Origin of the sequence: Pseudoalteromonas sp. SWXJ133, assembly GCF_015864365.1 — a bacterium.
Classification (GTDB): domain Bacteria; phylum Pseudomonadota; class Gammaproteobacteria; order Enterobacterales; family Alteromonadaceae; genus Pseudoalteromonas; species Pseudoalteromonas arctica.
The window spans coordinates 47,868-61,577 of sequence record NZ_JADYXJ010000017.1 but is presented as its reverse complement, the minus strand read 5'-3'; the positions used below and the strand labels follow the sequence as shown (position 1 = coordinate 61,577).

Annotated in this window: 10 protein-coding genes; 4 read left to right on the top strand and 6 right to left on the bottom strand. The window is 36.7% G+C overall.

The window, feature by feature from the left end:
• Positions 1–135 precede the first annotated feature (135 nt).
• Positions 136–567 (top strand): MarR family winged helix-turn-helix transcriptional regulator, encoded by a 432-nt coding sequence (locus I6F40_RS13115; protein WP_166377167.1) that lies wholly within the window; start codon positions 136–138, stop codon positions 565–567.
• 52 nt (positions 568–619) lie between these two features.
• Here the strand turns inward: I6F40_RS13115 and I6F40_RS13110 are convergent, their stop codons facing one another.
• The 3 genes from I6F40_RS13110 to I6F40_RS13100 form a co-directional block, all read right to left on the bottom strand.
• On the bottom strand, positions 620–3,700 hold the full coding sequence (locus I6F40_RS13110; RefSeq protein WP_166377169.1) for a TonB-dependent receptor: 3,081 nt from the start codon (positions 3,698–3,700) through the stop codon (positions 620–622).
• Between the two features lie 341 nt (positions 3,701–4,041).
• Complete coding sequence (locus tag I6F40_RS13105) at positions 4,042–7,275, bottom strand: TonB-dependent receptor (protein ID WP_166377171.1); 3,234 nt, start codon at positions 7,273–7,275, stop codon at positions 4,042–4,044.
• A gap of 43 nt (positions 7,276–7,318) precedes the next feature.
• Positions 7,319–8,173: a S1/P1 nuclease gene (locus I6F40_RS13100; RefSeq protein ID WP_197193045.1), complete on the bottom strand. Its 855-nt coding sequence runs from the start codon at positions 8,171–8,173 to the stop codon at positions 7,319–7,321.
• Between the two features lie 251 nt (positions 8,174–8,424).
• Between I6F40_RS13100 and I6F40_RS13095 the strand changes: the two genes are divergently transcribed.
• Together I6F40_RS13095 and I6F40_RS13090 are read left to right on the top strand one after the other, a co-directional pair.
• The gene (locus tag I6F40_RS13095; protein ID WP_197193046.1) at positions 8,425–9,291 is read left to right on the top strand and encodes a hypothetical protein; all 867 of its coding nucleotides are present in this window, start codon (positions 8,425–8,427) and stop codon (positions 9,289–9,291) included.
• Positions 9,284–10,228 (top strand): hypothetical protein, encoded by a 945-nt coding sequence (locus I6F40_RS13090; RefSeq protein WP_166377177.1) that lies wholly within the window; start codon positions 9,284–9,286, stop codon positions 10,226–10,228. Before I6F40_RS13095 ends, I6F40_RS13090 begins: the two co-directional genes overlap by 8 nt.
• A 26-nt stretch (positions 10,229–10,254) precedes the next feature.
• On the opposite strand, the gene ushA is transcribed toward I6F40_RS13090, so the two are convergent.
• Complete coding sequence (gene ushA / locus I6F40_RS13085; protein WP_166377179.1) at positions 10,255–11,889, bottom strand: bifunctional UDP-sugar hydrolase/5'-nucleotidase UshA; 1,635 nt, start codon at positions 11,887–11,889, stop codon at positions 10,255–10,257.
• A 92-nt stretch (positions 11,890–11,981) separates the two neighbouring features.
• The gene (locus tag I6F40_RS13080; RefSeq protein WP_010553952.1) at positions 11,982–12,152 is read right to left on the bottom strand and encodes a hypothetical protein; all 171 of its coding nucleotides are present in this window, start codon (positions 12,150–12,152) and stop codon (positions 11,982–11,984) included.
• 258 nt (positions 12,153–12,410) lie between these two features.
• On the opposite strand from I6F40_RS13080, the gene I6F40_RS13075 reads away from it, so the two are divergent.
• Complete coding sequence (locus I6F40_RS13075; RefSeq protein ID WP_166377181.1) at positions 12,411–13,169, top strand: peptidylprolyl isomerase; 759 nt, start codon at positions 12,411–12,413, stop codon at positions 13,167–13,169.
• Between the two features lie 71 nt (positions 13,170–13,240).
• On the opposite strand, the gene I6F40_RS13070 is transcribed toward I6F40_RS13075, so the two are convergent.
• Complete coding sequence (locus I6F40_RS13070) at positions 13,241–13,660, bottom strand: MAPEG family protein (protein WP_166377183.1); 420 nt, start codon at positions 13,658–13,660, stop codon at positions 13,241–13,243.
• Positions 13,661–13,710: the final 50 nt, after the last annotated feature.

Genomic DNA, 13,710 nt, shown 5'->3' with positions numbered 1-13,710 from the left:
GGGGGGTTGGTTTAATATTATTTTTATTTCAGTTAAGATACTCTCAAGTGAGACTAATATCAAATGTGCAACTATGCACCTGTGTAAATATTAATGAACACCAAAGTAAGCCTTATAAAGCTGGGATAACCAAAAATGAAAATTGATTTAGCAACGTTCTTACCTTATCAATTAACGAATGTAGCAACACGTGTAAGTAACGACTTTGCCGAGGTTTATCAAACTAAATACGGTTTAAATATTCCCCAGTGGCGAATACTTGCTAATTTAGCGCAGTATGGCCAAAGCAACGCAAAGGATTTATGCACGCAAGCAAATATGGATAAATCAACAGTATCAAGGGCTATAAAAGTACTAATAGATAAAGGTTTGATGAGGAGTGAATTAAATGAGCAAGATAAACGCGTGGCCTTACTTGCATTGAGCCAAGCAGGGCAAAGCTTATATGAACAAATTGCACCCGATGCACTTAATTGGGAAAAGCAATTACTAAGCACTTTGACTAATGATGAACACGAAGTGTTAGTGAGTATTTTTGAAAAGTTAAATAACACATTAAAAGCATAAAAAAGCCCACCGAAGTGGGCTTTCAAAAGATGTTTTAGGTTACAGTTCTAAATTAGAAATCGTATTTGATACCTACTCGCATTTCCCAAAGAGAAGGGTTAACTTCTATACTTGTTCCTGCTGGATTGTTAAAGCTATTGTAAACATATTTACCATCAACAATATCAGCTGTTACGGCACTTTGAAGAGATGAACCGCTTTCTAACACACCCCAGTCATCATTTAACATATTACCAATATTGGCAATAGTAAAGTATGCAGCGCCTTTGTGGCCTTCTTTAAACCCTGCAAACTCTTGTTCTACTTTTAAGTCAAAAGTAACCCACCAATCACCATCAATACTATTTCGCTCTAGTATTTCACCGCGGCTCAGACCTTCACTACTAATCCAATCATTAAATGCTGTTAAATCAAAATCAGGTCCATAGCTAACAGTGCTATCGTCAACCGTTGGTACATATAATAATTGACGAGCATTATCATTATATCCAAAAGTGAAATTATTTTCATTTTCGAATGAGTAAGAATACGGCGATGTTTTCGATGCTTGGCCAAATAAGTTAAATTTAGTGTCATAACCGTCAAATAGCTCATAGCTATAAGCTAATGACATCGTGAAGCGATGTGGAATCTCATAATTTGATGTAGCAACACCTGGGTTTTCTGAGTCAGAAACAGCAATCCCATGGTAATTAGAGAATGCCACAGAGCTTGTCATTGGATGTACGTCTTTAGACTCTGTATAAGCATATGAAAGAGATAGATCAATTCCATTATCAAACGATTTACTCATACCAAATGATAATATATGGGAGTATGCATCGTCACCATCAACGTTTGTTAACAGGAAGTCTGAACCACCATTATAAATAGGGCGTCCATCAGGGGCCGTTCCAGTTTGTTCATATGCTAAATTTTGAACAATCGCTGAGTTTCTCTTATCAGTGTATAAATAATCTACGTTAAATACATAGTTATCTTCAGTGATATAGGTACCACCTAGTGAAAACTTCCACTCTGATGGAATTTCAAAATCAGGGTCAGTAACATTTACATCAGCATCTGCACCACCTAGCCCTACAGTATCATATAAACTTTGAGGAATATCGTAGCCAGGTTGACCATTGCCATTAAATGCTATCGTGTCAGCACCTAAGATTTGTAAATCGTCACCGCGAACTTGGACATTACGCACACCATCGTTCGAATAACTGTTAGAAATCCACACATTTGGATTACCACCTGAGTATAAGCCAATACCACCACGTAACTCTAATTGGTCATTATAAATCCAGTTAACACCTAAACGAGGTTGCAATAAATCAACACCATCAAGATTTTGACTATTTGAATAACCATAGCGGTCTTCAAAATTTTGGTTGAATGTTGGAGTATCATCACTCGTATACCAGTCATAACGAAGACCAACAGTAAACGTTACATCGTAGTCAACTAAATCAAATTTATCTTGAGCATATAAAGTATTTAAAGCATATTTAAACTCACCAGCAGCATCATCTGGATTTTGACTTGCCGCATTACCGTAATATATACGATCAGCTAAACCACTTTCAAAATCTGTTATAGAGTTGAAACGGTACTCACCTTGACTATGCTGTACAAATAAATTGAAAACATCTAGTTCCTCTCGTTCGTAGCCAAACGAGATTTCATGCTCTTCTAAGTAATAAGTACCGGCAAGTTTAAGCGATAAGTTATCGTAATTAAGTTTGTTTGATTGACGTGAATCATCCGGACCAAGGTAAACAGTTACATCACCTGTGTTGATTTGGAATTCACCAAAGCCTGATGCTGCATCTATAGAGTTTTGACGATTATCAAGCTTTGAGTATCCTACACGGATTTCAGTAGAAAAATTATCAGTCCAATCAGAGTAGAATGAAGTTACATAAGATTCTAACTTTGCACCACGTTCATAGAAATGGTTAGACAGAGCTAAACGCTCTGAACCAGTGTCTGATTGTGAAATTGCAAAGCCATCATTGTAATTGTATAAAAAGCTTGCTCGATGGGAATCATTAATATTCCAATCTAACTTCACTAAGATTTTTTCATCTTCAACAGGCATACTTGGGATTAAAGAACCTGGATCGTATGCATAGTTATCAATCGCTATTTGTGTTACTCGATCAATAGTCGCTTGATCTATACGACCATTTACAAAAGGTGAGTACTCAAAAATTTCTGCGCCTTCTAATTTTTCGTATGATGTAAATAGGAATAACTTATCTTCTATAAGAGGAAGACCTACATTAAAGCCATAACGTTTTTCTGAGTAATCGCCTAGATCCTGCTTATTACCTTTAATTGAATCTCCAGACAGTGAGTCATTAGTGTAATCATAGAAGAAACCACCAGTAAGTTCATTTGTACCAGATTTAGTTACTGCATTGATGTTACATGATGTAAAGCCACCGTACTGAACATCAAATGGAGCAAGCTCTACTGCAACTTGAGCGATAGAATCAAAAGAAAAAGGGATTCTTTCTGTAGGGTAACCACTTGAATTTAAACCAAAGTTATCGTTCATGCGAACGCCATCAAGGGTTAGGCTGTTAAAGCGAGGGTTACCACCACCACAATTAATCGCGCCAGCATTTGTTTCGTCAATGTAAATTCGAGGGTCTGCTCGGATTATATCTTTTAAATCGCGATTGATGGCTGGTTTGTTTTCTAAATCACTTAATGAAAATGTTGACGCAGGGCCTGTACCACCAGATTGAGAACTAATAGGTGCACCTGTTACAACAATTTGCTCCATTTGTTCTGAACTCAAAGCAACAGTAACTGGATAGGTTTGACCTAGTGTTAAATAAATATTTTCAAGCTCAGTATCTTGAAATTTATCTGAGTCTACAATTATTTTGTATGGACCACCAACACGTAACCCTTTAGATGAAAAGCTACCAGCTTCATTCACTGTTGTCGTTTTAGTTGAACCTGATGGGACGTGTATAACTGTAATTTTAGTACCGACCGCAGGACTACCATTTGGCCCTGTAATTTGACCTTTTACAGATGATGACGTTTCGTTAGCCATTGCAGCGCCACTCACACCAACACATGCTGCTATAGCAAGTGAAAGAGCTGTTTTGCGTAATTGAGTTTTCATTTAATTTTCCCGTGTAGTTATTAATTAAATTTTTATATTTTTATTTTAAATTTTTCAAAATAAACAGTTGAAGTTCATTTATTCAAAATCCGTTATTAGTGTACCTCATTTATTCGTTACAAATAAAATACAACTGCAATATATTTTTAATAAATAGCACTAATTTTGTCTATTTTAGTGTTTTTTTGAGCAATAGCTCTATATCGGGGTATATATTACGTGGGCTTTATGACAAACATGTGAAATCGAAAGTGGGATATAAAAAAACCCATTACAAATTTGCAATGGGTTTAATGTAACTCACAAATAACTTAACAAGCTATTGATGTAGTTTTTAATGCTTAAAATTTGTAGCTTATACCAATTTTAGCCTGCCAAGCGGATGACGATGAACTGATTTGCGAATAATTTCGCACATCAGCGCCATCATATGCTGTATCGATAATATAGCGTCCTTCATCATCTAAACCACCAAAGTCATAAATAGTTTGGTTTGCATAGCTTAAACGCTTTTCGATTCCCCAGTCACTGTTAAGTAAATTGGCAAAGTTATCAATCATGAAGTAAATTTCACCACTGTGGCCTTGTGCAAAACCAGGGATTTCTTGCTTGATACTTACATCCATGGTTGTTACCCAAGGCTGAGTCGCTGTGTTTTTACCAAGTATTTGGCCTCGTTCAGATATACCTGCTTTATTTAACAGCTGCTCTAACTGATTCCAATTCATTCCTGATTCACTCCAGTTTACGAGAGAATCATCAGCTCCTGTTGGAATGTAAGGTAAGTATGCGCCGTTAGTGTATAACGTACTTGTATCGCCTAAATCACTATCTTGGTACATATTCATCGTGTAGCTAAATGGACGACCTGAGCGACGTTCAAAGTAAACATTAAATTTGGTTGCGTAGCCTGAGAAAAATTCAGTATTGTAACCTAAATTAATTTTAAAACTGTGTTCCACTTCGTAAGAGCCTCGTGCAGCAAGGTCCTCGTTACGGTTAACAGTAACATTATGTTTGTAGTTACCTTCAGCTTGCGATGCTGAACCAATAGAAGATTCAGTTACGTCTTGATGTGCATAACTAAAAGAGGTAAATAAACCGTTGTCCCATTCTTTAGCAAGGCCTGTTGAGATAATAATTGAACGACCATCTTCAGATGAGTTAGTCATTACGATATCAGCATTATCAAAATTGTTGTAAATAGTTTGGTTTATAACACGCTCACCATCGGCTGCTAATCCAACTGGTTGAATTGAAGCATTGTGCCATACCGCTTCATTTTCTTTTTTATGGTAAGCGATTTCTGCTTGCCACTTAAAACCATTACCTAATAGTTCAGAGTCGAATTCATATTCAAAACCAATTTGAGTACGAATACTTGAAGGCAATTTAAAATTAGGGTCTATAAAAGCAACGCTGCCGCTGCCTTTTTCTAATGAGTTTTTAATTTCATTAGGTACCTGCGTAATATCAGCTTGGTTATTCGCGAAGTATTCGTTGATCACGCTAGAAGGAGCGGTTACCTCTGTAATACCGTCAGCTTGGAATGAGTTGTTATACCATACGTTTGGTATCCCACCTTGGAAGCGACCAATACCACCACTTATTGTAAGTGCTTCTGTAGCATAATATTTGAAGCCAATACGCGGTAAAATAATATCTAGTCCGTCAAGGTTCTCTTGATTAGTAAAGCCATAGGTATTAGCAAAGTTTTCATTAAGCGTTGGTTTGTCATCTGATGATAAGCGCTCGTAACGAATGCCAGCAGTCATTTCTAAGTCATCGCCAATGTAAAACTTATCTTCAATATAAAGCGCAAGTTGGTTACGCGTTACATCATAAGCTTTATCAGATGAATTATTAGTATAGGCATTTTTGTACTCAAAAGCGTATGGGTAGTTACCATTTTCATCTTTTTTCGAATCTTTAGCTTCAAAACTTACCATGCGGTTTTCAAAATCATCTAAGCTTTTAAACTGCCACGACCCTAATGAATCTTCGGCAAATAGGTTATAAAGTTTTAATGACTCGTACTGCGCACCAAAGTTAATTTCATGCTCATCCATTAAATAGGTTGCATCAAACGTAAGCGTTAGGTTTTTAGTTTCAGATACGTTAGCGTGGCGGGTGCTGTCTGTACCAAAAGCAAATTGAGCGCCTGTACCACGACCATTTATTTCTTCTTCATAGACACTAACACTGCCTATATTTGAACGTGTATTGCTGTTTGAAGTTACGTCTTTATATGCAATGCCGACCTCAGTAGAGAAGTTGTCACTCCAATCTGAGTATAATTTAGTTGAAAAATTATTAAACTTAGTAACATAAGCGTAAGTGTTAGATCGCATAACAACAGAGTTACCACCGCTACTGCTATTGCGCTCGTCTTGATCGTCTTGCCACTGATACGTGAAATCTAGGCGATGTTCATCGCTAGCATTCCAGCTTAGTTTTACTAATAAGCTTTCGTTGGTATCTTCAGGCGCGCCGGCTAATGAATCGGTCAAGCCGTATTCATTATTTAAAATAGAAATAAAACGGTTATAGTTAGCTTTAGTAGTATTAAATTCGTTAGCCGCACCAGAGCCGTCAAAGCCGTAATCTAGGTCTTGTTCGCTTGACCATTTAGAATAGTTTACAAAATAAAACAGCTCATCTTCAAGGATAGCGCCACCTACGTTAAAACCATATCGTTTTTCTGACTGGATAGGCTCGACATCATAAAAAGAATAAGTTTTATGACCTGTTAATGGATCTAATTCATCTTCTTCACGAATACTTTTTACGTCACCAGCTATCTCAGGAGTAGATATTTCATAAAAGCCAGAGAACTTAAACTCATTTGTACCAGATTTTGTTACTGCGTTAATAGTACCGCCACCAAAGTTACCTTTAGAAGCCGAAAATGGAGATACATCAACAGAAACTTGCTCAATAGCATCAAGTGCTACAGGAGGCTGAGAAGTAGGGTAGCCACCGAAGTTCAAGCCAAAGTCGTCATTTTGACCGATGCCATCAACAGTTAAACCATTCGAGCGAGGGTTACTACCTGCAAAAGTTAGCTCGCCATTACCGTTAATACTGGCAAGTGGGTTTAAACGCGCAATATCTTTAATATCACGATTAAAGCTTGGCATATTTTCAATCGTGTCAGAGCCAAATGTACTGCTAGAGCCACCTGATTGTTGAACGATTTTATAACCAGATACTTCAATCTTTTCGATATTTCGCGGAGCAAGCTGCGAGCTTAAACGGTAAGTTTCACCAAGGTTCAAGTAGATATTTTCAACAGTGGTATCGTTAAACGTATCAGAATCGATGATAACCATGTAAGGACCACCTACACGTAAGCCATTAGCGATAAACGTACCACTTTCGTTTGTAGTTAGTTCGCTAATAGTTCCCGTTGGTTGGTGAACTACTTTGATTTTAACGTTTGCAGCACTGCCACCTGAAGGCGTTGTAATTTTACCACGCATTGCAGATGAAGTATCAGCAGCCATTGCGCTTGTAGAAACACCTAGAGCTAAAATTACCGCTCTAGTTAATTTCGAAAGGCGAAGCTTAGTCATAATGTTGATTTCCCGTGTGTAGGTTATATAAATTTAATACAGTTTATTTATCAGTCGTCATTTTCAGTGCCGTTTCTAACTCTTTTGCAGAAGGGTCAAATAAGGCATTTAGTAATCCAGCTAATCGAATACCCGCTTGTTGTAAGCGCGTTTTTATAATTGGAGTATTGTTATATATGTAGCTATAACCAATTTCGTTGTTGGTATATTTATAAATTTTTGTGGCTAAATTATGAGATTCTTCAACCCATGTCATAGGTGAGCTTTGTAAATACTGTGCAATTAACTCGCTGTTATTTGTATCAATAAATTGTGCGTACTCAGTGAACGACAAGTTTTCGTTTTCAACTAGTTTTGTATCCCAAAGGCTATGAAGATTTGTTTCTTCGTTAAAAAATGAAACCTTAATACGGTTACCACCTCTGTCTTCACCTCTACCAGCATGAAATGGTTGATGACTATCGCCTACCAAATGTACTAAAAAACGCAAACTGAACTGTTTGGCATCTAAGGTGCTATTTTTATCAGTGAGTGTTTGCATTGAATAGTGGATGCCTTCAAGAATATTACTTACAGACTCTTTATTTTTAGTGTGATCGTGATTGAAGCTGAAAGATTTTCCTGGTGCTGCATTAATATAATGCCAACGAGATGATTTCTTTTGCCAAAACTCGCCAGGGGCAGAGCGCATTTCATCAGGCCACGTTGATATTTGTGCAAGTGATTCGCCATCAAGGTAGGGTTGTATTGCCGCTTTAGTTGTTTCACTTATATGAGATTCTGCAATCTTCCCGACAATACGGTGGCCATTTTGACCCCAAGCATGTGAGTCAGTGCTTGTAAATATTGCACTAATCAAAAGCGCAGAAGATATCGAGTACTTTATATTGTTATGCATTAGAACTTCCTAAATGAATGTTTCATGGCGTTGCTATAGGCTAATGCGGTCAATTGTCCTCACTTTTCGCGTTGATAGGAAGGACTCATTAAAATTCATAGTTTCTTATTCACATTACTTTTAAATCAATAGGTTATGCTTAACAGGTAAAATTACTTGTTGTAATAAGTAAGTAAAATTGTTCAAATACACTCTATCGTCTATTTTTGAGTGGCATTGCTTTGAATTTTAAGAATATCGTGTTACACAAAATGTTAATTGTTACATTTTTGTTTCTATTATTGGTCGTTACGTGGGTTTGCGGTCAAGTTAGTGTATACAACGATGATTTACATTTTCCAGTTATGATTGAAACCTCAACAGAGTGTCAAACAACTGCAACAAGTAACAAAGGGCAATTAATTGTTTTTACACAATCAAAAAAAATAGCCAAGTTATTAACAAAAAAGTTATGCTTTGACAACGTAGTGACTAAGCAATATGGCTCTGTAAAAGGGTATTGGGGATATAGAACGGCAGACAGCTTTGAGTTTGTTGGTAAAGGAATTGCTGACTTAATTTTGGCTAAAAATAATATTATGGCAGCCTTTAAAGCAGAGTCTACATATAACTACCAGCCCGTTGTTGGTTTTTCTGACTACACGGCTTTTTTTATATCTTCTAAAGAAAAACCACGGATCACCAAACAATACTTTTTAGATAAGCGCATAGGTTTACTTGATTATCCGACCAGCCGATCAGGGCATATTTTACCAAAGCAAACGTTTAAAGAGTTGGATATTAATTTAGCCAATTTAAAAATCACTTATGCTAGCTCTCATAACGAATTACGTGATTTACTCGCCGACGGAAAAGTAGATATTATTGCCTCTTTTTGGAAAGAGAGCGACGAAAAACGTTTTTCAAAAAACTATATTACGCCATTGAGTAATAATATTTCTGGAACAAGATGGTATTTAAAAATGCGGCAAAACAATACTGATTTGTTGTGTGCAGTTCAGGAAAACTTACTTGATATGTCTAAAGATCAAAGTTTGCATTACTATCAAAACGTCCAGCCATTTTGGCGCTGTGGCGCCAGCTTAGTAGGCTTAAAAGAGGAGGTTGGTGATGAGTAAGTATAAGCAATTACTTGTTATTATAAGTTTGTTTTTTATTTTATCGTCTGTCTTTTATGTTTCTGTAACTCAAAAAAGCCAGCAAGTAGCTAAACAAAAAATTACGCAGATAGAAAGGCAAATAGCACTAGATTTACCCTTACTTGATTTATCAAATGAGCTGCTTAAACACTCAGGTAATAAAGACGCGGTTAACAGCTACATTAAAACCTTAAATAGCCACATTAATACGAATGATCTTAGGGTTGTTACTATTGCACCCAAGAGCGAAATGGTAACACCTCTAAAGCCCAGCCAAATAATACGTAGTTTGAGTACAAACAGCGGGTTTGTACTAGTTGTATTTAGCGTTAAGCACACCCACTTTTCATTGAGCCATTTTATTTACTATTTTATATTTTTAGTATTAAGTGTGTTGATTAGTTTTTGGGTGAAATTTGCGTTTATTAAACAAAGCAATAAGCAGTTTAATAATGCACAGCATCAATCAATTGCAGAGCCTACGCCGCTGATACTTATTGTTAACCTTAACGATAAAACATTATCAAGTAGTTGTAATACAGAACAAAAAATGTGTTTAGCCAATAAACCATTGTGCTTTTATTTAGCACTTGTAGAGTATTGTACAAATAACGATGATGTAGCGCTTAGTCATAATAAAGATGTTCCAGGGGAACTGCTAGAACTTGCTAACAAGTATTTTTATAGGTTGATCGAACTCGGCCATACGGTTAGAAAAAGGCCTAACTTTAATAATAGCCTAGAAAAAACCCTGAGCGAAATACGTGCGGCATTAGATGAAGTACTCAGCGAGTATCCTGAAGAAAAAGAGTTATATTACCCACCTAAAGCATACGGGGAGGGTTCTCGCTCTCGTCTGCATAGTTATGGGCTGGCAAATATTAAAAAGGGCAGTATTGAAATAATAGGAAAGTAACAAGGTTACTTTCCTATTATTAGAGGCTATTTAGGAGTAAATTCAGCCGTTTTAAGAGGGCTGTTTTTTGATATAAAGTCTTGAAGTGCTTGAGCATCTGTTTCGTCTGTACTAACAAAGCCTTTTTTATTTGTAAGCGTAGGATAGCCATCGCCGCCTGATGCGTTATAGCTATTTAGACTCATACGGTACGTTTTATTTTTATTCAAAGGTTGCCCATTAATAACCACATTAACTAGCTGGCCATTTTTACGTTCAAACGATAGTTTATGATACTGCAAATAAGCACCTGCATCCGGTGGGAAGCTCGTTACTGTATTTAAATAGTCCCATAAATCACTCCCTTGCCAATCCATATAAGTAATACGATTTTTGAAAGGATGTACTTTTAAAATATCTTTATAGCTTACTTTACCTGCCTCTATTGAGCTGCGAATACCACCGCCACTTATTAATCCAAAGTCTGCATTTACTACATCCATTTGAGCTTGAATAATTACACGTGCAAGGTTTGTTTGTTGGTAACGAACTTTGTTTCTGTCACCTTCTAAGCGAGCATCTACTTCACCAATGGTACCTTCAATTTGTTTAGCGCCTTTAGCTTGGTATACCGCTAAATAAGATTCAAGTTTAGAGTCTGGTTTAATGTACTCGTTTGCTAATACTTCTTTAGTAGAGCCATCAGCTTGTACTTTATCTACATACAAATTAACAGGCATAAGTTTGTAGTCTAGTAACGTCAATTTTCCGTCTTCAAGCTTAAACTCAGCTTTACCAACATACTTACCCCATTCATGGGCTTGCATAATGTAAGTACCGTTTTGCTGGTCTGGTTTACAGGCAAGGCCAGGTTTAAAGTTATCATCATTTACATTTGTATCACTCATACACACAGGTTCTTGTGAATGACCGCCAATGATCATATCAAGCGTGTTTGCAGGAAGTGAGCGAGCAAGTGTTACATCACCGGGTGCGTTAATACCAAAGCTAGCATCAACATAATGACCCATATGAGTCAGCGCAATGGTAATGTCTGGGTTATATTTAGCTTTTATTTCTTTAGCTAGCTTTGCGGTAACGTCAACAGGGTCTTTAAACTCTAAATGCCCAATATATTGAGGATTACCAATTTTAGCTGTGTCGGTTGTTGTTAAACCAATAACAGCAATAGTTAATTCATTTTTTTTGAATATTTTGTAACTATCAAACGCATGCTCGCCTGACTCTTTTTCAAATATATTGGCTGATAGGAAAGGGAAATTCACCCATTTTTGCTGTTGCTTTAAAACATCAATAGGGTTGTCGAATTCGTGATTACCTAATGCCATTGCATCGTAACCAATCAAAGACATACCTTTAAAGTCAGGCTCTGCTTTTTGTAAATCTGACTCAGGAATGCCAGTATTAATATCACCACCAGAGAGTAGTAGTACTGCATGACCTTGCTTTTGAGCTTTATTGCGTAAAGAGTCAATTAACGTTTTGCGAGCGGCCATACCGTATTCGCCTTTTTCGTTTTGCCAAAAACGCCCGTGGTTATCGTTAGTGTGAAGTACAGTAAGATATTGAGTTGCAGGAGAGTTACTTACACTTGAGTCGGTTGTAGCCGATGTACACCCAAGTACGCTTAAAAAAACTGAAAATAAAATAATTATTCGCATAAAATACCTGTCTATTAAGGCCCACTTAATTTATTGAGTGGCTAGTTTAAACTAGTTTTATGCGAAAAAAACATACTTATTTACATTTCATCTTAATTACGGCTTGTCGCAGCAGTTTCTCTGCGCTTTAACTCTTTACTCGCATATTCAGATTTTTCATGATTTGCTGCAATCATCCACGTTAAAAAGCTGGCGGGTAGCTTTGTGTAAGCTTCGCCTCTGTGTAAACCAAAGTCACAAATAGTGTGTTGTGTGTTTGACATTATTATTACCAGTGTTTTTTATTTTGTTTGATAGTACCAAAAGTACACACAGGGGAAAGATGATTTAGCTTTAGCTGTTTTGATTTATATAACTTAAAAGAATATAGCTAAAACAGCGAAAACAATGTAATTAAAATGTTATCGATGCGGTCTGATTTGTATCAATATGCAATTTGCTCTCGATTTATTCAGTGAGTAATAATAACCTATCTTTATATTAACAAAGCATTTAAACAATTATAACAACAGGAGTTAAATATGAAGAAGCTTTTCCTTGGTTCACTATTGGCAGCTGCTAGCTTTAGTAGCACTGCAACTATCGTTGAAATGAAAACTAGCCAAGGTATTATTGTGATTAATTTATTTGATCAAGACACGCCTAAAACAGTTGAAAACTTTTTAAGTTACGTTGATGATGAGTCTTATAATCAAACCGTGATCCACCGTTCACTGAGTGACTTTGTTATTCAAGGTGGGGGTTTTACTTTTTCTGACGACTTTGATCCAATTACTACTAAGCCTGCCATTATTAATGAACCTGTATTTTCAAATGTTAAAGGTACTATTGCAATGGCGAAAGTAGATGGCGATCCTAATAGTGCCACAAGCCAATGGTTTTTTAATATTGTGGATAACAGTGTTGGCAGTGCTCAATTAGACACCCAAAATGGGGGTTTTACTGTATTTGGACAAATAACAGAGGCAAGCCAAGCCACGCTAGATAATATTGCAGCGTTAGTTCATTGTGGTGATAGACCCGTTGTAGGTATTAGTTCTGAGCAGTGTTCAAGCAGTGATGTAACAATTAGCAGCACCAATCTAGTTTCTATAGAAAGTGTAGTTGTATTGGATGACGATCCACGCTCGTCAAAAGGCTTAACGGTTACGCTTAATACGTTGATTGATGAAGAGGATACAACTACACCAATTGAATCTGATAGCAGTTCGGGTGGTAGTATGGCTTGGATTTTAGCAGGGGTTTTATTCGTATTACCGCGTTTAAAACGTACTAAATAAAATGTTGTGAGCGGCGTAACTCGCGTCGCTCATCGTTTAATTACAATGACTAAGAAAGTAGAAACGTTAATTTAAAAAGCAAGTACCCGCCAAACCATCGCAAGCCAAATTGAAAACACACAAACACAACCCAGTAAAAACACTTTAAAACGTGCGCGTACGTTGTTTTCACCTAAATGAATAACACTGTGCACAATACGTGTTGCTACAAATAAACAGGCCAGTATTGCCACAAGTGTACTGGCGCTATTTAGTTGCAGTGCAAGTAAACAACCCACGTAAAAAAGCACAGGTATTTCAAACTGATTCGAAAAATTTCTATCTGCAACCCTAACAGTATCGCCAGCTTTATCTAATTGCATTGTTTTAAAATCGCTTAAATTTAACTGTTTGTTTTTAGCTGCAGCAAAGCGCCTTTTCCCCATTATAATCATTACGATAAGTGAGAGAGTTACTTGAACGAACATTGTTAAAATTATTACTTTTTCCATTGATCTTCCTTATTTATTTGAGTTTACAATTGAGTATGAAGATGTTTTTC